The following is a 24,740-nucleotide window of genomic DNA, read 5'->3' on the forward strand; positions in this document are numbered from 1 at the left end:
ACAGTCCAACCGTCGGGCGCACCCGAATGCGCCCGTCCCTCAGCGAAGGTTCCCGGATGACCACTGAAACCGCCCAGACCGCGCGACCCGACGGCGAGAAGCCCGTCGGCGCATTCGACCGCTTCTTCCAGATCACCGAACGCGGTTCGACGGTCGGCACGGAGGTGCGCGGCGGCCTCGTGACCTTCATCACGATGGCGTACATCGTCGTCCTGAACCCGATCATCCTGTCGTCGGGCACCGACATCGACGGCAACACCCTCGCGTTCCCCGCGGTGGCCGCCGTGACCGCCCTCACCGCCGGCGTCATGACGATCCTCTTCGGCCTCGTCGCGAGGCTCCCGTTCGCGTTCGCCGCCGGCCTCGGCATCAACTCGTTCCTCGCGTTCAGCGTCGTCGGGCAGGTCACCTGGCCCGAGGCGATGGGCCTCGTGGTCATCAACGGCCTCATCATCGTGCTGCTCGCCGCGACGGGCCTGCGCCGCCTGATCTTCGATGCCGTGCCCTACGAGCTGAAGATCGCGATCACGGTCGGCATCGGCCTCTTCATCGCGTTCATCGGATTCGTCGACGCGGGCCTCGTGACGGCGACCGGCCAGAACTCGCCGCCCGTCGGCCTCGGCATCGGCGGCTCGATCGCGACCGTGCCGACGCTCGTCTTCATCGTCACCCTGCTGCTGACCGGCGTGCTCGTCGCCCGCAAGGTGAAGGGTGCACTGCTCATCGGCCTCGTCACGGGCACCGTGCTCGCCGTCGTCATCGAGGCGATCTGGCACCTGGGCTCCAGCGTCGACAACGCCGGCGGCTGGGGCCTCTCGGTGCCCGCGCTGAACGGCAGCCTGTTCGCGGTGCCCGACCTCAGCCTGGTCGGCGACGTCAGCTTCGACTTCAGCAAGGTCGGCTTCCTGACCGTCGTCATGCTCGTCTTCACGCTCGTCTTCACGAACTTCTTCGACGCGATGGGCACCATGACGGGCCTGTCGAAGGAGGCCGGGCTCGCCGACGCGAAGGGCAACTTCCCGCGTCTGAAGAGCGCGCTCATCGTCGAGGGCGTCGGCGCCGTCGCCGGCGGCTTCACGTCGGGCTCGTCGAACACCGTCTTCATCGAGTCGGGCTCCGGCATCGGCGAGGGCGCGCGCACCGGCTTCGCGAACGTCGTCACCGGTGTGCTGTTCCTGCTCGCGATGTTCCTCACGCCGCTCGCGCAGATCGTGCCGAGCGAGGTCGCCGCTGCGGCCCTGGTCATCGTCGGTGCCATGATGATGGCCCAGATCCGCGACCTCGACCTGAGCAACTTCTCGGTGCTGCTGCCCGTGTTCCTCACCGTCGTCGTGATGCCGCTCACGTACTCGATCGCGAACGGCATCGGCGCGGGCTTCGTGGCCTGGGTCGTCGTGCGCTCGCTCTCGGGCAAGGCCAAGACCGTCAGCCCGCTGCTCTGGATCGTCGCGGCCGGCTTCGTGCTGTACTTCGCGCGCGGCCCGATCGAGGCGCTCTTCGGCGCCTGAGCCGACGCGGAACGACGGATGCCCCGTGGCCGCTCGGCCACGGGGCATCCGTCGTCTCCGCGTGCTCGGCGTCAGCCGGCGCGGTCGGCGGCCTCGGCATCGCGGGCGCCGTCGGTGCCTCGCGCCCGGCCGATGGCCGTCATGACGTGGTAGATCACGATCGCCGCGATCGTGCCGAGCGCGATGCCGTTGAACGAGACGCCGCCGATCGCGAAGGTGAAGTCGGCGATGCCGATGATGAGCGCCGTCGCCGCCGTGAACTGGTTGACGGGTCGTGAGAAGTCGACCTTGTTGTCGACCCAGATCTTCACGCCGATGATGCCGATGAGGCCGTAGAGCGCCGTCGTGACGCCCCCGAGCACGCCAGGCGGGATGGTGTTGACGACGGCGCCGAACTTGGGGGAGAGGCCGAGCAGGATCGCGACGACGCCCGCGACCCAGTACGCGGCGGTCGAGTAGACGCGCGTGGCGGCCATGACGCCGATGTTCTCGCCGTACGTGGTCGTGCCGGAACCCCCGAAGAACCCCGCGATGGTCGTCGCCAGCCCGTCGGCGAACAGCGCGCGCCCGGTCGAGCGGTTGATCGAGGCATCCGTCATCTGCGCGACGCCCTTGATGTGGCCGACGTTCTCGGCCACGAGCACGAGCACGACCGGCAGGAACGCGGGCAGGTAACCCCAGATCGCGGCGTCGGCGAACGGGTTCGAGGGCAGGTGGAAGGTCGGCAGCCCGACCCACGCGGCCTCCGCGATCGGCTCGTAGTCGACCTGGCCGAGCAGCGCGGCGACGACGTAGCCGAGCACGACGCCCACGAGGATCGACATCCGACCGAGCAGCCCGCGGAACAGCACGCTCGCGATGATCACGGCGGCGAGCGTGACGAAGGCCGTGAGCGGCTCCTTCATGAAGTTGTCGCGCGCGGCCGGGGCGAGGTTGAACCCGATGAGCGCGACGATCGCGCCCGCCACGACGGGCGGCATGAGCGCGTCGATCCACCCCGTGCCGACCCACTGCACGAGCAGTCCGATCGCGGCGAGCAGGATGCCGACGGCGACGATGCCGAAGAGGGCGGCCCCCATCGGGTCGGCGACGTTGCCGGCCGCCAGCGCGGCGGTGATCGGGGCGATGAACGCGAACGAGGATCCGAGGTAGCTCGGCACCTTGTTCTGCGTGATCACGAGGAACAGGATCGTGCCGATGCCCGAGAAGAAGACGGTCGTCGCGGGCGGGAACCCGGTGAGGATCGGCACGAGGAACGTCGCCCCGAACATGGCGATCACGTGCTGGGCGCCGAGGCCGATCGTGCGCGGCCAGCTGAGCCGTTCGCCGGGGGCGACGACCTGCCCGGGAAGCACGTGCTTCCCGTCGCCGTGCAGGGTCCAGGTGAAGTTCATGCCGCTCCGTTCGAAGGCACTGTCGGGGATCCCTGAGAGCGTATCGGGGGGTTTCCCCCATGTCGTGCAGCAGGCCCGGCTCGTAGCGTTGAGGCAACACCACGAACAGGAGAGTTCCCATGACCACCACCGCCACGACCACCGCACCGGCCCCGTTCGCCGAGGTTCCCGTCGGCGTTCCTGCCGGCGCTTCCGTCGCCGCACCCGACTCGAACGGCTTCAGCATCTCGAGCCTCGTGCTCGGCATCGTCTCGATCTTCGCGAGCTTCACGTTCTTCGTGCCCGTCGTCGGCCTCGTGCTCGGCATCATGGCGCTCAAGCGCGAGCCGGCGTCGCGCACCATGGCGATCTGGGGCGTCGTGCTGAACGGCGTCATGCTCGCCGGAACCGTGCTCGCCACGCTCGCCGCGCTCGTCTTCGGCCTCGCGATGCTGCCGTTCGCGTTCATCTGATCCGCTCAGGCGACCTGCTGCATGCGGAACGGCCCCGGGCCTCGGCCCGGGGCCGTTCCGCGCACTCAGGAACTCGTCGGAGACCGGCGGGTAGGCTCGATTCGGAACCGACCCGGAGGTGTTCGTGACGACGTCGTCAGACAAACCAACCGCTACCCGCACCGAGACCGACTCGCTCGGAACGGTCGAGGTCCCCGCGGAGGCGTACTGGGGCGTCCACACGCTCCGCGCCCTCGAGAACTTCCCGATCTCGAAGCGACCGATCTCGGTCTACCCCGAACTCGTGGTCGCGCTCGCCGCGGTCAAGCAGGCCGCGGCGCGGGCCAACCGCGACGTCGGCGTGCTCGACGACCGCAAGGCCGCGTTGATCGACGAGGCCTGCCAGCGCATCATCGACGGCGCGTACCACGAGCAGTTCGTCGTGGGCGTGATCCAGGGCGGTGCCGGCACCTCGACGAACATGAACGCGAACGAGGTCATCGCGAACGTCGCGCTCGAACTCGCGGGGTACCCGAAGGGCCGCTACGACATCCTGCACCCGATCGACGACGTGAACCGCAGCCAGTCGACGAACGACACGTACCCGACGGCCCTGAAGGTCGCGATGACCTACTCGCTCACGACCATGCTCGACGAGCTCGAGCTGCTGCGCCGCTCGTTCAGCGCCAAGGGGCGCGAGTTTCACGAGATCCTGAAGGTCGGGCGCACCCAGTTGCAGGATGCCGTGCCGATGACGCTCGGCCAGGAGTTCCACGGGTTCGCGACCACGCTCGGCGAGGACCTCGAACGACTGCGCGAGACGATCAAGCTGCTCGGCGAGGTCAACCTCGGTGCCACCGCGATCGGAACCGGCATCACGGCCGACCCAGGCTACGCGTCGCGCGCCGTCGCGCACCTCGGCACCATCACGGGGCACCAGCTCGTCACCGCTCCCGACCTCATCGAGGCCACGAGCGACACCGGCGTGTTCATGACGTTCTCGAGCGCCCTGAAGCGCAGCGCCATCAAGCTCTCGAAGATCTGCAACGACCTGCGGCTGCTCTCGTCGGGTCCGCAGGCCGGCTTCGGCGAGATCAACCTGCCGCCGAAGCAGGCCGGCTCGTCGATCATGCCCGGCAAGGTCAACCCCGTGATCCCCGAGGCCGTGAGCCAGGTCGCGTACGCGATCGCGGGCGCCGACGTCACCGTCACGATGGCCGCCGAGAGCGGGCAGCTGCAGCTGAACGCCTTCGAGCCGGTCATCGCGCACTCGCTGCTCCAGTCGATCACCTGGATGCGCCAGGCCTGCTGGACCCTCCGCGTGAACTGCGTCGACGGCATCACGGCCAACACCGAGCACCTGGCGGGCATGGTCGCGTCGAGCGTCGGTGTCATCACGGCGCTCATCCCGTTCATCGGCTACTCGGAGGCATCCGCCCTCGCGAAGCTGGCGCTCGCGACCGGTCGACCCGTGGCCGATCTCGTCGTCGAGGCCGGCCTCATGACGCGCGACGCCGTCGAGGCGCAGCTCGTGCCCTCGAAGCTGTCGGGCATCGGCCCGATCACGCAGGCGATCCCCGTGATCAGGCTGCAGGGCGAGCCGTCGGAGTGAGGGCGCGCCGGCGCCCCTCGGGCGTCGCCGACTCGGTCTCCCGCCGAGCGTGACGGCGCGACGGGGCGCGGCGAACGACGCGGCGCGTCGGCACGGCGCGCGGGCGTGACCCGTCAGGTCGCCCGCGGCGTCGTCAGATGACGCGGCAGTGGGTCGTGAGCGACCCGATGCCCTCGATGCTCACCGTGACGGTCGACCCGTCGCGGAGGAAGACCGGGGGCTTGCGCGAGTAGCCGGCTCCACCGGGGCTGCCCGTCGAGATGAGCGTTCCGGCGGGGATCGTCGCCGAACGCGACAGCAGCGAGATGATCTCGGCGACGCTGCGCACCATCTCGGCCGTCGAGGCATCCTGCATGATGCTGCCGTCGAGGTTGGTCGTGAGCCACAGGTTCTGCGGATCGGGGATCTCGTCGGCGGTCACGACGACCGGTCCCGTCGGCGTGAAGCCGTCGAACGACTTGCAGCGCGACCACTGCGCCTCGCTGAACTGGATGTCGCGGGCCGTGATGTCGTTGACCACGGTGTAGCCCCACACGTAGTCGAGGGCGTCGCGCGCGTGCACGCCGCGCGCCGGGCGCCCGATGATGACGCCGAGTTCGGCCTCGTAGTCGACCTGGTCGGTGAGGTCGGCCGGCCAGGTGGTCGTCGCCCCGTGCGCCGTCAGCGAGTTCGGCCAGAGCGAGAAGATCGTCATCGCGGTCTCGGCGCGGAGCTTGAGCTCGGACGCGTGGGCCGCGTAGTTCGCGCCGATCGCGATCACCTGCGCGGGCCGGAGCACGGCGGAGGCGTGCCGCAGGTCGGCGACGCGGTGGCGCGGCAGCGCGGCCGCCCCCGCCTCAGCCCCCGCCGACGGCGTGTCGGCGTCGGGTTCGGATGCGAGCTCGTCGACCGGGAGGTGCTGCGCCGCATCGGCGTGATCAGCCGCGCCGATCGCGGCGCGCACGCGGGCGAGCCCATCGGGGCCCTGCTCGATGAGGTCCTGGAGGTCGCGCGGCGCACGCCGCATCACCTCGTCGAGGAAGATCGCGGATTCGCCGTCGACCACCGCGAGTCGGGGAATCGTCTGGCCGTCGACTCTGAGGTGCGCAAATCTCACCTGTCTAGGCTAACGGGCCGAATCGGGCCGAACCTGTGCGAGATGTACAAGATCCGCTGAGGAAGACGACACGATGTCGATGTGGCGCGAGCTCGGCAGCATCATGGTCGGACGCGAGCGTCGCACCGGGAACATCCGAAGTCTCGGTGATGGTGGTGGAGCGTTTCGGGCGAATGGCGCGTAATGCGCACGCTTGACGGAAGAGACATCGGATGTTTATGCTCAGTGGGCCCGATGAAAGGACCTCATGAGCACGATCGTCAGCGTTGACACCACGGACATCCGCTTTCCGACCTCCCTGCAGCTCGACGGGTCGGACGCGATGAACCCCGACCCCGACTACTCGGCGGCCTACCTCACGATCGGCACCGACGCGGGCGACGGGCTCGAAGGGCATGGTTTCGTGTTCACGATCGGCCGGGGCAACGACGTCCAGGTCGCCGCGCTCGATGCGCTCCGCGGTCACCTGGTCGGTCAGGATGTCGAGGCGCTCCTCGATGACATGGGCGCGACCTGGCGACTCCTCGCGCACGACTCGCAGCTGCGCTGGCTCGGCCCAGAGAAGGGCGTCATGCACATGGGCATCGGCGCGGCCATCGACGCGCTCTGGGACCTCAAGGCCAAGCGGGCCGGGATGCCGCTCTGGCGCCTGCTCTCGCGCATGACGCCGGAGGAACTGGTCGACGTCGTCGACTTCCGCTACCTCTCCGACGCGCTCACCCGCGAGGACGCGCTCGAGATGCTCCGTGCCGCGGAGCCCGGCCGAGCCACCAGGGAGGCCGAACTGCTTGCGGTCGGGTATCCCGCGTACACGACGAGCCCCGGCTGGCTCGGCTACTCCGACGAGAAGCTCGACCGCCTCTGCCGCGAGGCCGTCGCCGACGGCTTCCCTCAGATCAAGCTGAAGGTCGGCGGCGACCTGGACGACGATCGACGCCGCCTCGCGATCGCGCGCGCCGCCGTCGGGCCGGGTTTCCCGATCGCCATCGACGCCAACCAGCGATGGGACGTCGCCGACGCGATCGCCTGGGTCACGGCGCTCTCCGAGTTCGACGTGGCCTGGATCGAGGAGCCGACGAGCCCCGACGACATCCTGGGGCACGCCGCCATCGCGCGCGGCGTCGCCCCGATCCGGGTCGCGACGGGGGAGCACGTCGCGAACCGCGTGGTCTTCAAGCAGCTGCTGCAGGCCGGCGGCATGGCGGTCATGCAGATCGACGCGACCCGCGTCGGCGGCGTGAACGAGAACATCGCCAACCTCCTGCTCGCCGCGAAGTTCGGGGTGCCGGTCTGCCCGCACGCGGGCGGCGTCGGACTCTGCGAGGCCGTGCAGCACCTGTCGATGTTCGACTTCGTCGCCGTCTCGGGCACGATGGAGGGCCGCATGGTCGAGTTCGTCGACCACCTGCACGAGCACTTCGTGACCCCCGCCGTCGTCGAGCGCGGCCGCTACCTGGTGCCCGAGGCGCCCGGCGCCGGCACCGAGATGCATCGCTCGTCGATCGAGGACTACACGTGGCGCGGGGTGCGCGTCGGCGAGGTGCCGGCATGAGTTCCGCCGAGGCATCCGTGCCCCTGCTCGACCTGCGAGGGGTGAGCAAGGGATTCCCCGGCGTGCAGGCGCTCGACGACGTGCACCTCGAACTGCACCACGGCGAGGTGCTCGCGCTCGTCGGCGAGAACGGCGCGGGCAAGTCCACGCTCATGAAGCTGCTCGCCGGCATCTCCACGCCGGACGCCGGCACGTTCAGCCTGAACGGCGAGGAGCTCTCGATCGAGGGGCCGAAGCACGCGCAGGAGCTCGGCATCTCGATCATCCACCAGGAGTTCAACCTCATGCCCGACCTGACGGTCGCGCAGAACATCTTCATCGGTCGCGAGCAGCGTGCCGCCGGCTTCTTCCTCGACGAGCGCAGCCTCAACCGCCGTGCGCGCAAGCTGTTCGAGGGGCTCGGGCTCGCACTCGACCCGAGCGAACGCGTCGAGAACCTCACGGTCGCGAAGCAGCAGATGGTCGAGATCGCGAAGGCGCTCTCGTTCGACGCGAAGGTGCTCATCATGGACGAGCCGACCGCGGCCCTGAACGACGCCGAGGTCGACGTGCTCTTCGAGCTCATCGGCCGCTTCAAGCGGCCCGAGACCGGCGTGATCTACATCTCGCACCGCATGGAGGAGCTCACGCGCATCTCCGACCGCATCACCGTGCTCCGCGACGGACGGAACGCCGGCAGCCGCATCACCGCCGAGACCGACCAGCGCGAGGTCATCTCGCTCATGGTCGGTCGCGAGATCTCGGGCGAGCAGCGTCCGTCGCCGCGGGCGATCGACGGTGAGCCGGTGCTCGCGGTCACGGGCCTCTCGACGAGGTCCCTGCTCCGCGACGTGAGCTTCGAGGTGCACGCGGGCGAGATCCTCGGCTTCGCCGGGCTCATGGGGGCGGGGCGCACCGAGGTCGCCCGCGCGATCGTGGGCGCCGACCCACGGGAGGCCGGCGAGATCCGCATGCACGGCAAGCCGGTCTCGATCGGGAATCCCGCCGAGGCATCCCGTCACGGCATCGGCTACCTCTCCGAGGACCGCAAGCACCTCGGCGTGCTCCTCGAACGCAGCGTCCGCGAGAACATCGTGCTCTCCGCGCTGCGCGACTACACGTCATCCCTCGGCTTCGTCGACGACGCCCGCATCGAGGCGACCGGCCGCGACTACATCGACAAGCTCCGCATCAAGACCCCCTCGAGCGCGCAGCTCGTGCGGAACCTCTCGGGCGGCAACCAGCAGAAGGTCGTCATCGCGAAGTGGCTCGCCAAGGACTGCGACGTGCTCATCTTCGACGAACCCACCCGCGGCATCGACGTGGGCGCGAAGGAGGAGATCTACGCACTGCTGAAGGGCCTCGCCGAGCAGGGCAAGGCCATCGTCATGATCTCCTCGGAGCTGCCCGAGGTGCTCCGCCTCTCCGACCGCATCGCCGTCATGGCCGAGGGGCGCCTCACGGCGATCCTCGACAACGCGGATGCCACGCAGGAGAACCTCATGGACTACGCAACCCGATTCTCGAGCGAAGGAACGATCGCATGACCAGCCCCACCGTGACGCCGCCGAAGTCGGATCGGGATCCCTCCACGACGGCCTTCGCCGTGATCGACCGGGGAACGCCCCGGTTCGCCCGCCTCCGAGGCTCGCTGCAGCAGCTCCTCGCGTTCGCGAGCCTGATCCTCATCGTGCTCGTCTTCTCGCTCGCCAGCCCGCACTTCTTCACGACGAACAACCTCGTCTCGATCCTCACCGCGGCGACCGTGACCGGCATCCTCGCGCTCGGAACGACGTTCGTCATCATCACGGGCGGCATCGACCTCTCGATCGGCACCGGCATGGTGCTCTCGGGGGTCATGGCGGGCGTGTTCCTCACCTACCTCGGGTGGCCGCTCTGGGCTGGGGTGCTCGCGACGATCCTCTTCGGCGGGCTCATCGGCCTCATCAACGGCGTGAACATCTCGGTGCTCGGCATCCCGCCGTTCATCGCGACACTCGGCATGATGCTGATCGCGGCCGGCCTCTCGCTCGTGATCTCGGGCACGAAGCCGATCTACTTCTCGGAGACCCCCGACTTCCAGTCGATCATGAACCTGTCGATCATCCCCGGCATCCGGTTCCCGATGGGCGTCGCGATCTTCATCGTCATGATCGTGATCGCCGCGGTGCTGCTCTCGAAGACGATCCTCGGCCGGTACACCTTCTCGATCGGCTCGAACGAGGCGGCGACCGCCCTGTCGGGCGTGAACGTGCGGCGATGGAAGATCGTCATCTACACGCTCGCCGGGCTCTTCGTCGGCCTGGCCGGCGTGCTGAGCGCCTCACGGCTCTCGTCGGCGCAGCCGACCGGCGGCATGGGCCTCGAACTCGAGGCGATCGCCGCGGTCGTCATCGGCGGCACCTCGCTGCAGGGCGGCAAGGGCTCCATCGTCGGCACCGTCATCGGCGCGCTCATCATGGCGGTGCTGACGAACGGACTGCGCATCATCTCGGTGCCGCAGGAGTGGCAGTCCGTCGCCGTCGGCGTCGTGATCCTCGTGGCCGTGTACCTCGACATGCTGCGCCGCCGACGCGCCTGACCGGACGAACCGGCCGCACCACCGAACCACTCCGGGCACCCGGAGGCCTGCAACACCCGAAACACAGACACAAAGGAGTGACACACATGTTCAAGAAGCGCATGGTCGGCGCCGTCGTCGGCGCCGCCATCACGGCACTCGTGCTCGCAGGATGCGCGAGCGACGGTGGCGACAGTGGATCCGGTTCCGACGGGGGCAGCGGCGACAAGCCGTACATCGCGCTCGTCTCGAAGGGGTTCCAGCACCAGTTCTGGCAGGCCGTGAAGTCGGGCGCCGAGCAGGCGGCGGAGGAGTTCGACGTCGAGATCACGTTCGAGGGGCCCGACACCGAGGCCGACGTCGACCAGCAGATCCAGATGCTGCAGACGGCGCTCGACAAGAGCCCCGCCGCCATCGGCTTCGCCGCGCTCGACAGCCAGGCGGCCGGTCCGCTGCTGCAGCAGGCGAAGGACGGCAACATCCCCGTCGTCGCGTTCGACTCCGGCGTCGACAGCGACATCCCGGTGACCACCGCGGCGACCGACAACCTCGCCGCCGCCGCCGAAGCCGCCAAGCACCTGGCCGAGGCCATCGACCACGAGGGCAAGGTCGCCCTCGTCGTGCACGACCAGACCTCGGTCACCGGCCAGGAGCGTCGCGACGGGTTCGTGCAGTACATGGAGGACAACGAGCCCGGCATCGAGATCGTCGACATCCAGTACGGCGGCGGCGACCAGGCCAAGTCGGCCGACCTCGCGAAGGCGATCATCGCCGCGAACCCCGACCTGAAGGGCATCTACGGCTCGAACGAGGGCTCGGCGATCGGCGTGGTGCAGGCCGTCAAGGAGCTCGGCATCGACGCCGCGACGCTCGCGGTCGTCGGCTTCGACTCCGGCAAGGCTCAGATGGACGCGATCCGCGACGGCCTCATGATCGGCGCGATCACGCAGAACCCGGTGGGCATCGGCTACGAGACCGTGAAGGCCGCCGTCGAGGCGATCGACGGCAAGGACCTGCCGAAGACCATCGACACCGGCTACTACTGGTACGACGTGTCGAACATCGACGACGACGAGATCCAGGCCGTGCTCTACGAATAGGCCCGAATGCCGGGGGATCGGTTGCGGTCATGCGCCGCAGCCCGATCCGAACCGGTGCCTCGATGAACGCCCCGCACGCATGAAGATGCGCGCGGGGCGTTCTGGTCGTGAGCCGAGACCTCGGCCGGCGAGCGGTCGTGGAAGGATTCACCCTGTCGCACGCCAGGCACGTGCCGTGGCGTGATCAGAGGAGGATGCCGTTGCGCAACAGGCTCACTCCGCGTCAGGAGATCTGGCGCGGCCTGCTCTACGGACAGCGCGCGATGATGCTGCGCCTGACCGCAGAGCTCAAGGCCGAGTACGGCCTCACGGTGCCGCAGTACGAGGCGCTGCTGCTGTTGTGGGAGAGCCCAGATCGCACGCTCACCTCGAGCGCGCTCGCCGCGGGGCTGCTCTACAGCTCGGGTTCGGCCTCGCATCTCATCGGCCGTCTCGCGGAGCAGGGCCATGTCGCCCGAACCACGCGCGCCGATGACGCGAGGGTCATCGACGTCTCGCTGACCGAGGCCGGCACCGAGCTCATCGTCGGCGCCACCGCGGCGCACCTCGCGTCGCTGCGGGCCGAGTTCGAGCCGTTGATCGCCGACGACGAGCTGGAGGCACTGCTCGCGTTCGCCCGACGCCTCGCCGCCCACGAGGGAGTCGCGTCGGCGCCTCCGGAGGAATGAGGACGTTTCGGGAATGGAATCGAATTATCTGTAGTTACAGATAATCGAGGCGGCGACGTTCACCGCCCGGAGAGGCAGTTCCATGACCCAGCAGACCAGCCGGATCGCCGTCGCCCGGCGCTTCGGCCCGCCGGAGACGATCGCCATCGAGGAGCATCCCGTCGCCTCCCTGCGGCGTGGTGAGATCCGCGTGGCCGTGCGCACGGGCGGGCTCAACCCCGTCGACGCCCGTCGCCGCAGCGGCAGCTTCGGCGGGGGCGTTCCGTTGACGCTCGGCACTGAGTTCGCCGGCGTCGTCGTCGAGTCGCACGACCCGCAGTACGTCGTCGGAGCTGCGGTGATCGGCTGGGGCGTGAGCGGTGCCGACGCAGATCTGGTCACCACGAGCAGCGACCGACTCGCGCACAAGCCCGCAGATCTCGACTGGGACCTCGCCGGTGGGCTGAGCGGCGTCGGGCAGAGCGCCCTGACCGCCCTGGCGTCGTTGCGGCTCGCGGCCGGCGACGTGATCGTCGTCCACGGCGCCGCCGGCGGCGTCGGCACCGTGCTCGCCCAGGTGGCGACCGCGCGCGGCCTGCGCGTCATCGGAACGGCGAGCGCCGCCAACCAGGAGCACCTTCGCGCGATCGGGGCCACCCCGGTCGTCTACGGCCCTGGGCTGGCCGGTCGGATCACCGAGGCCGCCTCCGGTGCCGCGATCGCCGCGTCGGTCGACCTGGCCGGCACGCGCGAGGCCGGCGACCTCGCCGTCGCCGTCACGCGCGCCGGTGGACAGGCGATCACGCTCGTGCCCGAGACCATGTCCTCCCACGGCATCCGCCTCGTGCAGGTCCGCCGCAGCGCCGCCCAACTCCAGGAACTCCTCGACGCCGTCGCCGGCGGCACGCTGGTGCTCCCGGTCGAGGCGATGGCCTTCACCCGGATCGTCGAGGCGCACCGTCGGCTGGACGCCGGGCACTCGCGCGGAAAGCTCGTGCTCGACCTGTCGGACAATCCCCACCTGCCCGGCGAGCGGACGGCGGCCTGACATGACCTCGATCGCACTCATCGGTCCGGGCCGCCACGGCACCGCCATCGCCCGACTCTTCGCCCGGAGCGGCATCGATGTGCACCTGTACCACCACCGCCAGACGAAGGCGCAGGCTGCCGCGGCCCTCGTGCGGGCGGCGGCGCGGGATGCCGACGTGATCGTGGCCGACTCCCTCGCGGAGGCCGTCGACGGGCAGAACGTCGTCGCCCTGACCACGCTCTGGAATGCGCCGCAGCGCGCGGTGCTCTCCGCGCTCGGCGATCACCTCATCGGCAAGGTGCTCCTCGACGTGTCGAACCCGCTCGACGTGACGCCGCAGGGAATCATCCCGGCGCGCCCGAGGGAGGGTTCGGCCGGACAGTTCGTCGCGACGCTGCTTCCGCAGGGGGCGCGTCACGCCAAGGCCTTCTCGAACCTCGCGACCGCGTACATCGAGGAAGGTGCCGGAGACGCCGCCGTGCTGCCGTTCGCGGCCGACTCGGCCGCCACGGCGGCGCTCGTGCGTCCGTACCTCGCTCGAACCGGGTGGCACCCGTGGCTCGTCGGCGGCATCGAGATCTCTCGCGACCTCGAGATCGGCGGCAGGTACAACGCCGTGCACGGACGCCACGGGCGCTCCCGGCTCGATCTCGAGGAGATGCGGCGGTACAGCGGTCCGGAGGCCGTGCTCGCCTGATCGACCTCGGGTGGCTGCGTTCGGCTCAGAGCGCCGAGCGCAACCACTGCTCGACGCCGCTGACGTGCACGACGGTGAGCGCCTGAGCGAGGTCGGCGTCGCCCGCGGCGATCGCGTCGAGGATCGCGTGGTGCTCGTGCAGCGTGCGGTCGACGGCGTTCTCCTCGGTGATGCCACGCCACACGCGGGCGCGCACCGTGTGCCCCGAGAGCGAGTCGATGAGGCTCGCGAGGTAGGCGTTGCCGGTCGCCTCCGCGATGCCGCGGTGGAACTCGAGGTCGTGCGTCACGAGCCCCTCGACGTCGGTCGCCTCGTCGACGCTCGTGACGACCGCGCGCAGGCGCTCGAGGGTCTCGGCGTCGGCGTTGCGCGCGGCGAGCGAGGCGGCCGCGGGCTCGAGGATGCGCCGCACCGCGAAGATCTCGAGCACCGACTGGTCGTCGTGCAGGTCGACGACGAAGGACATGGCCTCGAGGAGCAGGTGCGGTTCGAGGCTCGTGACGTAGGTGCCGTCGCCGCGGCGCACGTCGAGCACGCGGATGACCTCGAGCGCCTTGACCGCTTCGCGGAGCGATGAGCGGGAGAGCCCGAGCCGATCGCTCAGCTCCTTCTCGGGCGGGAGGCGATCGCCGGGCGCGAGCTCGCCGGCGAGGATCATCTCCTTGATCTTCAGGATCGCTTCGTCGGTGACGGCCATGCCTGCATCGTAACCCGCGCTGGAGCTCGAACGAGGCAGACATCCGATCTTTCAGGCGGCACGCCAGAGGTGCATCGACGCGTAGCTGCGCCAGGGGGCCCAGCTCGCCCCGTGTGCGGCGAGTTCGCGCGGATCGCGGGGGAGTCCGAGGCTCGCGGCGCCATTGCGGAGCGCGAGGTCGCCCGTGAGCAGCACGTCGGGGGCGCCCGTGACGCGCATGGCGACGTAGCCGGCGGTCCACGGGCCGATGCCGGGGATCTCGAGCAGTCGCGCCTCGAGGTCGTGCCGCTCGCGATCGGACGAGACGACGAGCTCGCCCGAGGCGAGGCGGGCCGCGACGTCGACGATGGTGCGGATGCGGGCGGCCGGCCCGCGCAGCACGTCGGCGCCGTGCTCGGCGATGGCCGCCGCAGTCGGGAACAGCACGCTCAGCTCGTCGTCGCCCGCGACGTGCTCGCCGAGGTCGGCGGCGAGCCGGCCGAGCGCGGTGCGCGCTGCCGCGACGGAGATCTGCTGCCCGATGAGCGCGCGGAACACGAGCTCGTGGGGGTCGAGGCATCCGGGAACGCGGATGCCGGGCACGGCCGCGACGGAGGCGGTGAACGCGGGCTCGACGGCGAGGGCCGCGTCGATCGCGATCGCGTCGGCGTCGAGGTCGAACAGACGTCGGACCCTCGCCACGAGGGGCGGCAGGTCGGAGAGGCCGGCGAGCCGGGCCTCGATCTCGATGCTGGGCGCGGCCGCGTCGCCGCCGGGAGCGAAGGCCACGAGCGCGGGCCCGCCGGGCAGCCGCAACGTGCGGCGGAACCGCGGGGATCCGTCGGCCGACGACACGGTGGAGGTCTCGACGCCCGTGACCGTGCGCGCCGCGAGCCACCCGAACACGCCGGCCGCGTCGAAGGGCGGGCGCGCCGGCAGCCGAAGACGCACGACGCCGGCGGCGGGATCGGGGCCGGCACCCGCCGTGGTACCGGCGCCCGCCGCCGTGCCGGGGGCCGGATCGGCGCCGGCCTCGACGACCACGCCGGTCGCGGCCGCCATGCTGAAGTCGGCCGGCCTGCGGGTGCGATCGCCGACCCGCTCGTGCACGCGCGCCGCCGCCCGCACCTCGAGCGGGCTGCGCTCGTAGACCTCGCGGATGGTGTCGTTGAACTGGCGGATGCTGCCGAACCCGGACGCGAACGCGACATCGGCCACCGGCAGGGAGGTCGACGTGAGCAGCGCCCGCGCGGTCTGCGCCCGGTGCGCGCGTGCGAGCGCGAGCGGTCCGGCGCCCAGCTCGGCGGTGAGCACGCGCGTGAGGTGGCGGGGCGTGTAGCCGAGGCGTGCCGCGAGCCCCGGAACGCCCTCGCGCTCGACGACGCCGTCGGCGATGAGACGCATGGCGCGGGCCGCCAGGTCGTCGCGCAGGTTCCACTCGGGGGAGCCGGGCACGGCGTCGGGCAGGCAGCGCTTGCACGCGCGGAGCCCGGCCTCGTGCGCCGCGGCCGCGGTGAGGTAGAAGGTCACGTTCGACGGCTTCGGCGCCACCGCGGGACAGCTCGGCCGGCAGTAGATGCCCGTGGAGTGCACGCCCGTGATGAACTGCCCGTCGAAGCGGGCGTCGCGCGCCTGCATGGCGCGGTAGCGCTCGGTGAACACGGGGTCGGCGACGGCGGCATCGCTGAGGACGTGGGGTGCGGTGGTGGAGCCGGGCATGCCTCCACCCTCGCACGCCCGACCGACATCGATCGGCGGGAATCGGACATCAGCGGGTGCCAATATGCTGGGCCGCATGTCGCTCGACGTGCTCCCCACGCTCACCGCCGCCCTCGGCGCCCGCGTCTCGACGGCGCCCGTCGATCTCGAGGCCGTGCGCGAAGACCGGTCGGGCTGGCGCGGCGCGAGCCGTCCGCTCGCGGTCGTGCACGCGGCATCCGTCGACGACGTGCAGGTCGTCATGCGCATCGCGCATGCGAGTGCGACGCCCGTCGTGGTGCGCGGCGCCGGCACCGGGCTCGCGGGCGGCGCGATCGCGAGCGACGGCTGCATCGTGGTCGACCTGTCGGGGCTGAACCGCATCCTCGAGATCTCCGAGGCCGACGAACTCGCGGTCGTCGAGGCGGGCGTGCTGAACGGCGACCTCGCCGACGCCGTCGCGCCGCTCGGGCTCTGGTACGCGCCCGACCCGGCGAGCCGGGCCATCTCGTCGATCGGCGGCAACATCGCCACGAACGCCGGCGGCCTGCTCTGCGCGAAGTACGGCGTCACGCGCGAGTCGGTGCTCGCGCTCGCCGTGGTGCTCGCCGACGGGAGGCTGCTGCGCACCGGCCATCGCACGGTCAAGGGCGTCACGGGCTACGACCTCACGGCGCTCCTCACCGGGTCGGAGGGCACGCTCGGCGTCATCGTCGAGGCCACCGTGCGCCTGCGGCCGCTGCCGACCGGCGAGGTCGTCACGATCGCCGCGGCGTTCCCCGACGTCGAGACGGCGGCCGCGGCATCCGCAGCGGTCACCGCCTCGCGCGTGCGGCCCGCGATGCTCGAGCTGATGGATGCCGCGGGCATCGCGCGCGTGGCCGCCCACCTCGGTGCCGACGCCCTCGCCGGCACCCCGCTCGCGACCCTCGCCCCCGGCGAGGCGTTCCTGCTCGCCCAGACCGACCAGGCCGGCGCGGTCGCCGAGGCCGATTCGATCGCCGCGACCTTCGCCGAGTCGGGCGGTCGCGTGAGCCGGTCGACGGATGCCGCGTCGGGCGAGCGCCTCGTCGCGATCCGTCGTGCGTGGCACGGCGCGCTCGCCTCGCGCGGGCAGGTGCTCATCGAGGACGTCGCGGTGCCGCGCTCGCGCCTGCCCGAGATGTTCCGCGCGATCGAGCGCATCGGCGCCGAGCACGGCCTCGAGATCCCGACCCTCGCGCACGCGGGCGACGGCAACCTGCACCCGAACTTCGTCTTCGAGGGCGACCCCGGCGAGGTGCCCGACCACGTGTGGGCCGCGGCCGACGCGATGTTCCGCGAGGCGGTCGCGCTCGGCGGCACGCTCACGGGCGAGCACGGCGTCGGCGTGCTCAAGCGGCGGTGGCTCGCCGACGAACTCGGCGACGACCAGTACGACCTGCAGCGCGGCATCAAGGCGCTGTTCGACCCGACCGGCATCCTGAATCCCGGCGTGATGTTCGAGCCGGCGGGGCCGAACACTCCGCGCATGAGTCCCGCGCGCGCGACCACTGAGGAGCACCGATGACCCAGCCCGTGCCCGATCCGTACCGATCGGGGCCAGTGGTGAACCCGGGGCCATCGCCGCACGCATTCATGCCGCCTCCTCCTCCGGCGCCGGTCACCGCGCCTCGGCGCCGCGGTGCCGGGCTGTTCGCGCCGATCGGCATCGGCGTCGCCGTGCTCGTCGGCCTGCTCGTGGTCGCCTACTTCGCGCTCGCGCTCGGCGGCTCCGCGCTGGCCATCGGGAGCCTGCTCGCACTCGTGCCGCTCACGATCGTGCTGCTCGCCGTGCGCTGGATCGACCGCTGGGAGCCCGAGCCGCGATGGGCCCTGTGGTTCGCATTCCTCTGGGGCGCCGCCGTCTCGGTCGCCCTCGCCCTCCTGGTCGACACGGGCGTGCAGCTGGCGATGGCGTTCGCGCTGTCCACCGGGCCCGACGAGGCGATGCAGGCCGTCGTACAGGCGCCCCTCGTCGAGGAACTCGCGAAGGGCCTCGGCGTGCTGCTGCTCTTCACGTTCTCGCGCAGTCACTTCGACGGGCCCGTCGACGGGCTCGTCTACGCCGCGACCGTCGCGGCCGGGTTCGCGTTCACCGAGAACATCCTCTATTTCGGCTCCGCGCTCATCGAGGGCGGCGGGGCGGCGCTCGGGGCGACCTTCGTCGTGCGGGGCCTGTTCTCGCCGTTCGCGCATGTGCTGTTCACCGCGTGCACCGGCCTCGCGATCGGGCTCGGCGCGCGGCGCACGCGCGGCCCCGGCATCGTGCTCTGGTTCCTCGGGGGCCTGGCCTGCGCGATCGCGCTGCACGCGCTCTGGAACGGCTCGCTCACGTTCGCCTCCGACGCCGTCGCGCTCTACCTGCTCGTGCAGGTGCCGATCTTCGTCGCGGCGATCGTGGTCACCGTGCTGCTGCGCCGTCAGGAGCGGCGCATCACGCGCGACCGCCTGCTGGAATACGCGGCGGCCGGGTGGTTCAACCCCGACGAGGTCGAAGGCCTCGCCTCGCCCGCGGGGCGCAACGCCGCGCTGGCCTGGGCCCGATCGCAGGTTCCGCCGCGCACGGTGCAGGTCAGGGCCTTCATCGCGGATGCCACGCGGCTGGCGTTCACGCGGCAGGCGATCGTCTCCGGCCGGGCCGACGCCAGACGCCTCGCCGACGAGCGCGAGCTGCTCGACCTCGTCGCGGCCGATCGGCGTGCGATCTCGGGCCCCGGACACTGACGTCCCAAGCGAGTCACCTTTCAGGACCACAGCGGTCATGGCTGCAGTATGCGGCTGTGAGCGCTGTGGTCCTGAAAACGTGCGACGAGCGTGCGACGAGCGTGCGACGAACATGCGACGAACGTGCGGGGGAGCGGGCGACGAACCTGCGAGGGAACTGCGGCGAAGGTGCGGGCGCACGGGGCCGGACATAGAGAAACTCGCCGCCCTGCGGTGTGGCATTGCCGACGACGCTGCGGGGCGACGAGTTCTCAGGAATCCAGAGTGCGACATGTTCGCAGTCAGCGCAAGAGGGGGGTGGACGCTTGTCCGGACCCGTGGCCTCCGATTGGATGGAACCATGACTGACACGAACAGCAAGCCCGAGATCGACGCGCCCGAGGGCCCGGCCCCCGCAGACCTCGTCATCGAGGACATCGTCGTCGGCGACGGCGCCGAGGCGACCCCCGGCTCCACGGTCGACGTGCACTACCTCGGAGTCGAGTACGACACCGGCGACGAGTTCGACTCCTCCTGGAGCCGCAGCCAGTCGATCAACTTCCCCCTGCAGGCGCTCATCGCCGGCTGGCAGGAGGGCATCCCCGGCATGAAGGTCGGCGGCCGCCGCAAGCTCATCGTGCCCCCGCACAAGGCCTACGGCCCCGCCGGCGGCGGACACCGCCTCTCGGGCCAGACCCTGATCTTCGTGATCGACCTGCTCGGCGTGAGCTGAGCCGGGCGACACCGCATCACCTGGACGAACGAGGGCCGTCGGCGCAGTGCCGGCGGCCTTCGTCGTGTCTGCGGGCACCGTTTGTGCGAACACGCGGGTCGCGACCCCACGGAGGACCCGACGTGTGTCGCTCTCGAACCGAACGGTCGGCTCGTGACATCCGCTCGGCTACGATCGGCGGGTGCCGATGACGTTCACCCCCTACCTCGTGCTGTGCGCCGTTCACCTCGTGCTCCTCGAGACCGGGCCCGACTGGTCGGTGACCACGACGAAGGCACTGCTCATGCCGCTGCTCGCGCTGGGGGTCGTACTCGCGGCACGTCGATCGGCGTTCGCGACGCCGTGGCCGCTGCTGCTCGCGATCGGGCTCTCGTGGGCCGGCGACGTGGCGCTCTCGTTCCCGGGCATGTTCGTCGTCGGGCTCGGTGCATTCCTGCTCGCCCACGTCGCCTACATCACGGTGTTCCTGCGGATGCCGGGCGACCTGACCCCGGGCGACCGGACCCCGCGCAGCCGCCCCCGGCCGCCGCTGTGGACGCTCGTCTACGCGGCCTGGTTCGTCGGCTTCGTCGCGCTGCTCGGCCCGCACACGGGCGTGCTGCTCGTGCCCGTGGCGCTCTACGGGCTCGTGCTCGGGCTCATGGCGACCTTCGCCGCGAGCCGCGGACCGATCATGGCGCTCGGCGGCGCGCTCTTCGTGGTGTCGGACTCGGTGCTCGGCCTCGGCAGGTTCCTGCCCGGGTACGAGTTCGCGCTGCACGACCTCACGGTCATGTCCACCTACCTCGCGGCGCAGCTGCTCATCTCGCTCGGGGTGCTCGGGGTGCTCGCGGCGCTTCGCGCTGCGGCTCCGTCGTCTGGCGCACCCGGTCGACGAGTTCCCGCCACGGCCCCGTGAGCTGACGCTCGGCGAGGGTGACCTCGGTGGGATGCTGCGCGGGGTCCTGCTTCGAGGGCTCCGGCCGGCCGGGGCTCGCCGCGTCGGCCGGCTCGCACCGGATGTCCCACGTGAACCGGTCGGGCTCGGGCGGGGCGGCGGGCACGTCGTCCCACGGGATCTCCTCGATGAGCACGAACCAGTCGTCGGCGTCGGGCTGATCGTCGACGCGCACGTGCCACGTGAGACGGATGCCGGCAAGGCCGCCGCTGCGGGCCACGAAGACGTCCATGCGACGAAGGCTACCCCTGTGCGGTCTCGCCCAGCACCCCCACCTGCTGCCAGCCCTCGCGCACGGCCTCGACCTCGCGGGACCGCTCGCCGAAGCGGAGGCCCGCCTGCCGCACGGTCTCGTCGGCGAACTGCGCGAACGTCGCGTCTTCGCCGAGGCGGCCGGAGGTGAGCGTGTCGTACCAGATGCGGCCCACGTGCTCCCAGGCGAACCCGCCGAGTTGCCGTGCGGCCAGGGCGAAGGCGCGATTGGGGATGCCCGAGTTCAGGTGCACGCCCCCGTTGTCTTCAGCCGTCTCGATGTAGTCGCGCATGTGCGCGGGCTGCGGGTCGCGGCCGAGCACGTCGTCGTCGTAGGCGGTGCCCGGCTCGAGCATCGAGCGGAGCGCACGCCCCTGCACCTCGGCGGTGAAGATGCCCTCGCCGATGAGCCAGGTCGCGGCCTCGGCGTCCTGGCCGAGGGCGTACTGCTCGACGAGGGCGCCGAAGGCGTCGGAGACGTGCTCGTTCAGCGCGCCCGACTGCCCCTGGTAGCGCAGCTTCGCGGTGTGCTCGGTGACGCCGTGGGCGAGCTCGTGCCCGATGACGCTGAGCGAGTCGGTGAAGCCGCGGAAGATCTCGCCGTCGCCGTCGCCGAACACCATGCGCTCGCCGTCCCAGAAGGCGTTGTCGTAGGCCTCGCCGAAGTGCACGGTCGCCTCGAGGGGCATGCCGAGGCCGTCGATCGAGTCGCGCCCGAGGACGCGGTCGAACATGCGATGCGTGTCTCCGAGGCCGTCGTACGCGTCGTCGACGGCCTCATCGCCTGTGGCGCGCTCGCCCTCGCGGCGTACGAGCCGACCGGGCAGCCGCTCGGTGCCCTGCGCGTCGGAGATGCGGCGGTCGGGGTCGGACGGCGCATCGGGCAGTGCGCTCGGCAGCCCGAGCCCCGCAGCGGGAGGCGTGTCGTAGCCGAGCCGCGCCGGCGGCTCGCGCAGGAGCGCTCTGCGTGCGGCCTCGGCGGCGAGCGGGAACCGCGGACCCGCGGCTTCGGCGATGCGGTCGAGCAGGTAGGGCGGAACGATCGTCGGCATGCGTCGATGCTCGCACCTGCCTGCGACATCCCGGTGAACGGCGCGCGGAGCGCCGGGCGTGACGGCCGCATAGGCTGGACGGGTGACCTCGACCCCGCCCGCGACCCCGCTGCTCGGACTCCTGCTCGACGTCGACGGGCCGATCGCCAGCCCCGTGACCCGTTCGATCGCGATCCCGTCGATCGCCCGCGACCTCGCCGCGCTCGCGAACGCCGGCATCCCCGTGATCTTCAACACCGGTCGCTCCGACGCCTTCATCCGCGAGCAGGTCGTGCCGCCGATGCTCGCGGCGGGCATCGAGCCCGGCGCGCCGATCTGGGCGATCTGCGAGAAGGGCGCCGTCTGGGCCGCGATCGACGAGCACGGACTCGGCGAGGTCTTCGTCGACCTCGAGCTCGCGATGCCGACCGAGTTCTCCGACGCGATGCGCGAGTACGTCGGCGCCCACTTCGACGAGTTCGGGTTCTTCGACGAGACGAAGCGGGCCATGGTGTCGGTCGAGCAGCATGTGCACGTGGCATCCGATGCCTATCTCGCCGCGCAGCCGGGCTTCGACGACCACGCGCACGACGCCCTCGCCGCACGCGGGTTCGGCACGGTGCGCGAAGGTCACGAGCGACCGGATGCCGCGGGGCGCGTGCAGTGGCGCATCGACCCCACGATCATCTCGACCGACATCGAGTCGGTGCGCCTCGGCAAGGACCTCGGCGCCGAGCGCGCCGTCGCACTGCTCGAGGAGCGCGGCATCCGACCACTGCATTGGCGCACCATGGGCGACTCGCGCGGCGACTACGCGATGGCCGACTGGCTGCACGAACGCGGCGAGTCCGTGCGACACGTCGACGTGCGGCCGGCCGACGGCGTTCCCGCGACCGGCTACCCGGTGCTGACGGCGGGCGAGCTGATCCACGACGAGGCCGGCGCGGTCTTCCTCACGCGATGGGTCGAGGCCGTGCGCCGCGGCACGCTCGCCGACGACGAGTAGGGGCCGACGGATGCCGCGCGCGAACGTCGCAGCCGACACCGCCGACGTCGCCGCGCTGCGGACGCATCCGATCGCCCTGCTGCCCGCCCTGCTCGTGTGCGGCGCGGCGGTCCTGCTGTTCGGCTTCCTGCTGCCGATCGCAGGCTACGCGATGCTCGCCGCCGGGCTCGTGGTGGCGTGGCTGTGCGACCGCTCGGGCCGCACCGAGCGCCTGCTCGCCGACCTCGCGCTCATCGCCGTCGGGCAGGTCATCATCTCGACGGCGTCGATGAAGGCCGACCTGAGCGACGCCGGCATGGTGCGCTTCGCCGTCGTGCTGGGCCTCGCGGTGCTCGTGCCGTTCCTCATCTCGAGGTTCCTCTACCGCGAGCGCACGATCCGCTTCCCCTGGCGCACCGGGCGGCGCTGGAACCGCACGCAGTGGCTCTACCTCATCTTCGTGACGCTCGCCGGCTGGCTGATCCTGCCGTTCTACTTCATCACCTCCGGCGTGTACCAGAACTGGCCGACCGTGACCGAGCCCGACGAGATCGCGCGCCTGCTCGTCGGCGTCATCGCCGTCGGCACCTGGGACGAGCTGTTCTTCATCTGCACGGTGTTCGTGCTGCTGCGCCGGCATTTCCCGTCGTGGCAGGCGAACCTGCTGCAGTCGATCGTGTTCGTGTCGTTCCTGTGGGAGCTCGGCTACCAGTCGTGGGGGCCGCTGCTCACCATCCCGTTCGCGCTCATCCAGGGCTACACGTTCAAGCTCACGAAGTCACTCGGCTACGTGTTCACGGTGCACATGCTCTTCGATGCCGTCGTGTTCGCGGTCATCGTCTACGCGCACACGGGCTGGCCGCCGATCTTCCTGCTCGCGCCGTAACCGGGTCGGTGTCTCCGTCGCAAGGCGGGGGCATCTCCGCCCCGCGATGGATGCGAACGGATGCCGCGAGCCGCTGTCATGGAGACATGACCGTTCCTGCCGCAGCCCACGTGAACGCCGCGCCCCCGCCCGCGCCTGACCTGTCGCCGGCGTCGCACAGGCTCGCCGCCGCCGACCGCCAGCGCGCGAAGAACGCCGCAGCCGCTCCGATCGTGCCGACGAGGGTGCCGTGGCTCGCCGTCGGCGTGTTCGTGGTCATCGCGTTCGTCGGGGCGTGGCTCGTCGCGCTGCCGCTCTGGACCACGGGCGACGGACTCGCGCATCCGCTCTTCGGACTGCTCGCGCTCGCCATGATGTTCACCCCGGCCCTCGCGACGCTCGTGGTCGTGCTGTGGGTGCGGCGGCCGGCGAGCATCCCGCGCTCGCTCGGCCTCTCGCCGATCCGCCCTTCCGGTCGCACCTGGCTGTTCATCGCGCTCGCGTTCGTGTGCTTCACGGCGCTGCCGTTCCTCGCGATGCTGCTCGGGCACGCGATGGGCATCATCCGCGTCGACCTCGTCGGACTCAGCGGGGTGCAGGCCGTGATCGACGGACTGAACGAGGCCGCCGGTGCCGAAGCGGTGCCCATCGACGCATCCGTCGTCGTGGTGATGACGCTCGTGTCGTTGCCGTTCCTCACCGCGATCAACAGCGTCGCCGCGTTCGGCGAGGAGATCGGATGGCGCGGCTGGCTGCTGCCGGCCCTTCGGCCGCTCGGCACGGTGTGGGCGCTGCTCGCCTCCGGCGTGATCTGGGGCCTCTGGCATGCGCCGCTGATCCTGCTCGGCTACAACTACCAGCGCACCGACCTGCTCGGCCTGCTCGCCATGGTCGCCTTCTGCGTGCTCACGGGCGCAGTGATCGGCTGGATGCGGCTGCGCTCGGCCTCGGTCTGGCCGGCCGTCATCGCGCACGGCGCGATCAACACGGCCACGAGCCAGTTCCTGATCTTCGCGGATGCCGACTCGCTCGCCGACGGCGCCGGCATCTGGGGGAGCGTGCTCGGATGGCCGGGCTGGATCCTGCTGGTCGTGGCGATCCTCGTGCTCGTCATCACCCGGCAGCTGTGGAAGCAGCCAGAGCCGGGCCTCACTCTTGCGGAGTCGCGGGTGCGGCCGGTCGAGAGGCCTTCGTGAGATTCCCGCCGGTCGAGGGGCGCCGTCGCCGTCGCCA

At 70.9% G+C, this 24,740-nt stretch carries 23 protein-coding genes; 17 read left to right on the top strand and 6 right to left on the bottom strand.

What is annotated here, in order from left to right:
- Positions 1–56: 56 nt before the first annotated feature.
- Complete coding sequence (locus ABIC29_RS16725) at positions 57–1,508, top strand: NCS2 family permease (protein ID WP_116082917.1); 1,452 nt, start codon at positions 57–59, stop codon at positions 1,506–1,508.
- 71 nt (positions 1,509–1,579) lie between these two features.
- On the opposite strand, the gene ABIC29_RS16730 is transcribed toward ABIC29_RS16725, so the two are convergent.
- Positions 1,580–2,902 (bottom strand): uracil-xanthine permease family protein, encoded by a 1,323-nt coding sequence (locus tag ABIC29_RS16730; RefSeq protein ID WP_116082915.1) that lies wholly within the window; start codon positions 2,900–2,902, stop codon positions 1,580–1,582.
- Positions 2,903–3,021: 119 nt separating this feature from the next.
- Here ABIC29_RS16730 and ABIC29_RS16735 point away from each other — a divergent pair, with 119 nt between their 5' ends.
- Together ABIC29_RS16735 and ABIC29_RS16740 are read left to right on the top strand one after the other, a co-directional pair.
- Positions 3,022–3,354: a DUF4190 domain-containing protein gene (locus ABIC29_RS16735; protein ID WP_116082912.1), complete on the top strand. Its 333-nt coding sequence runs from the start codon at positions 3,022–3,024 to the stop codon at positions 3,352–3,354.
- Between the two features lie 124 nt (positions 3,355–3,478).
- A complete protein-coding gene (locus tag ABIC29_RS16740) occupies positions 3,479–4,945 on the top strand; it encodes an aspartate ammonia-lyase (protein WP_199471592.1) in 1,467 nt (488 codons plus the stop codon).
- 133 nt (positions 4,946–5,078) lie between these two features.
- On the opposite strand, the gene ABIC29_RS16745 is transcribed toward ABIC29_RS16740, so the two are convergent.
- Positions 5,079–6,041 (bottom strand): fumarylacetoacetate hydrolase family protein, encoded by a 963-nt coding sequence (locus tag ABIC29_RS16745; RefSeq protein WP_354247233.1) that lies wholly within the window; start codon positions 6,039–6,041, stop codon positions 5,079–5,081.
- Positions 6,042–6,288: 247 nt separating this feature from the next.
- On the opposite strand from ABIC29_RS16745, the gene ABIC29_RS16750 reads away from it, so the two are divergent.
- The 7 genes from ABIC29_RS16750 to ABIC29_RS16780 all read left to right on the top strand — a co-directional run bounded on the left by ABIC29_RS16750 (position 6,289) and on the right by ABIC29_RS16780 (position 13,606).
- A complete protein-coding gene (locus ABIC29_RS16750) occupies positions 6,289–7,593 on the top strand; it encodes an enolase C-terminal domain-like protein (protein ID WP_116082906.1) in 1,305 nt (434 codons plus the stop codon).
- On the top strand, positions 7,590–9,119 hold the full coding sequence (locus ABIC29_RS16755) for a sugar ABC transporter ATP-binding protein (RefSeq protein ID WP_116084690.1): 1,530 nt from the start codon (positions 7,590–7,592) through the stop codon (positions 9,117–9,119). Before ABIC29_RS16750 ends, ABIC29_RS16755 begins: the two co-directional genes overlap by 4 nt.
- Entirely contained in the window at positions 9,116–10,153 is a 1,038-nt protein-coding gene (locus ABIC29_RS16760) for an ABC transporter permease (protein WP_116082904.1), read from the top strand. The genes ABIC29_RS16755 and ABIC29_RS16760 overlap by 4 nt, the downstream gene beginning before the upstream one ends.
- An 86-nt stretch (positions 10,154–10,239) precedes the next feature.
- Positions 10,240–11,232: an ABC transporter substrate-binding protein gene (locus ABIC29_RS16765; protein ID WP_354247238.1), complete on the top strand. Its 993-nt coding sequence runs from the start codon at positions 10,240–10,242 to the stop codon at positions 11,230–11,232.
- A 200-nt stretch (positions 11,233–11,432) separates the two neighbouring features.
- Positions 11,433–11,900 (top strand): MarR family winged helix-turn-helix transcriptional regulator, encoded by a 468-nt coding sequence (locus ABIC29_RS16770; RefSeq protein WP_158551813.1) that lies wholly within the window; start codon positions 11,433–11,435, stop codon positions 11,898–11,900.
- A gap of 82 nt (positions 11,901–11,982) precedes the next feature.
- Positions 11,983–12,927, top strand: a complete 945-nt coding sequence (locus ABIC29_RS16775) for an NADP-dependent oxidoreductase (RefSeq protein ID WP_116082897.1) — start codon at positions 11,983–11,985, stop codon at positions 12,925–12,927.
- A gap of 1 nt (position 12,928) precedes the next feature.
- Positions 12,929–13,606, top strand: a complete 678-nt coding sequence (locus ABIC29_RS16780) for an NAD(P)-binding domain-containing protein (protein WP_116082895.1) — start codon at positions 12,929–12,931, stop codon at positions 13,604–13,606.
- Positions 13,607–13,631: 25 nt separating this feature from the next.
- Here the strand turns inward: ABIC29_RS16780 and ABIC29_RS16785 are convergent, their stop codons facing one another.
- On the bottom strand, positions 13,632–14,303 hold the full coding sequence (locus tag ABIC29_RS16785; RefSeq protein ID WP_116082892.1) for a FadR/GntR family transcriptional regulator: 672 nt from the start codon (positions 14,301–14,303) through the stop codon (positions 13,632–13,634).
- A gap of 51 nt (positions 14,304–14,354) precedes the next feature.
- The gene (locus ABIC29_RS16790; RefSeq protein WP_354247243.1) at positions 14,355–16,001 is read right to left on the bottom strand and encodes a DNA-3-methyladenine glycosylase 2 family protein; all 1,647 of its coding nucleotides are present in this window, start codon (positions 15,999–16,001) and stop codon (positions 14,355–14,357) included.
- A gap of 76 nt (positions 16,002–16,077) precedes the next feature.
- Between ABIC29_RS16790 and ABIC29_RS16795 the strand changes: the two genes are divergently transcribed.
- The 4 genes from ABIC29_RS16795 to ABIC29_RS16810 all read left to right on the top strand — a co-directional run bounded on the left by ABIC29_RS16795 (position 16,078) and on the right by ABIC29_RS16810 (position 20,335).
- Entirely contained in the window at positions 16,078–17,529 is a 1,452-nt protein-coding gene (locus ABIC29_RS16795; protein ID WP_116084688.1) for an FAD-binding oxidoreductase, read from the top strand.
- The gene (locus ABIC29_RS16800; protein WP_354247246.1) at positions 17,526–18,725 is read left to right on the top strand and encodes a PrsW family intramembrane metalloprotease; all 1,200 of its coding nucleotides are present in this window, start codon (positions 17,526–17,528) and stop codon (positions 18,723–18,725) included. Before ABIC29_RS16795 ends, ABIC29_RS16800 begins: the two co-directional genes overlap by 4 nt.
- A 340-nt stretch (positions 18,726–19,065) precedes the next feature.
- A complete protein-coding gene (locus tag ABIC29_RS16805) occupies positions 19,066–19,437 on the top strand; it encodes an FKBP-type peptidyl-prolyl cis-trans isomerase (RefSeq protein WP_116082884.1) in 372 nt (123 codons plus the stop codon).
- A 187-nt stretch (positions 19,438–19,624) separates the two neighbouring features.
- Positions 19,625–20,335 (top strand): lysoplasmalogenase, encoded by a 711-nt coding sequence (locus tag ABIC29_RS16810; protein WP_354247248.1) that lies wholly within the window; start codon positions 19,625–19,627, stop codon positions 20,333–20,335.
- Here the strand turns inward: ABIC29_RS16810 and ABIC29_RS16815 are convergent.
- Both ABIC29_RS16815 and ABIC29_RS16820 read right to left on the bottom strand, forming a co-directional pair.
- Positions 20,238–20,606 (bottom strand): protealysin inhibitor emfourin, encoded by a 369-nt coding sequence (locus tag ABIC29_RS16815; RefSeq protein WP_354247251.1) that lies wholly within the window; start codon positions 20,604–20,606, stop codon positions 20,238–20,240. The two genes, ABIC29_RS16810 and ABIC29_RS16815, sit on opposite strands and share 98 nt — an antisense overlap.
- A gap of 10 nt (positions 20,607–20,616) precedes the next feature.
- A complete protein-coding gene (locus ABIC29_RS16820) occupies positions 20,617–21,678 on the bottom strand; it encodes a M4 family metallopeptidase (RefSeq protein WP_354247254.1) in 1,062 nt (353 codons plus the stop codon).
- Between the two features lie 82 nt (positions 21,679–21,760).
- Between ABIC29_RS16820 and ABIC29_RS16825 the strand changes: the two genes are divergently transcribed.
- The 3 genes from ABIC29_RS16825 (at position 21,761) to ABIC29_RS16835 (ending at position 24,703) form a co-directional block, all read left to right on the top strand.
- Positions 21,761–22,663: a Cof-type HAD-IIB family hydrolase gene (locus tag ABIC29_RS16825; RefSeq protein WP_354247256.1), complete on the top strand. Its 903-nt coding sequence runs from the start codon at positions 21,761–21,763 to the stop codon at positions 22,661–22,663.
- Between the two features lie 10 nt (positions 22,664–22,673).
- On the top strand, positions 22,674–23,528 hold the full coding sequence (locus ABIC29_RS16830) for a CPBP family intramembrane glutamic endopeptidase (protein WP_158551811.1): 855 nt from the start codon (positions 22,674–22,676) through the stop codon (positions 23,526–23,528).
- Positions 23,529–23,614: 86 nt separating this feature from the next.
- The gene (locus ABIC29_RS16835; RefSeq protein WP_354247259.1) at positions 23,615–24,703 is read left to right on the top strand and encodes a CPBP family intramembrane glutamic endopeptidase; all 1,089 of its coding nucleotides are present in this window, start codon (positions 23,615–23,617) and stop codon (positions 24,701–24,703) included.
- Positions 24,704–24,740: the final 37 nt, after the last annotated feature.

It is taken from the genome of Agromyces sp. PvR057, from assembly GCF_040547485.1.
Lineage (GTDB): Bacteria > Actinomycetota > Actinomycetes > Actinomycetales > Microbacteriaceae > Agromyces.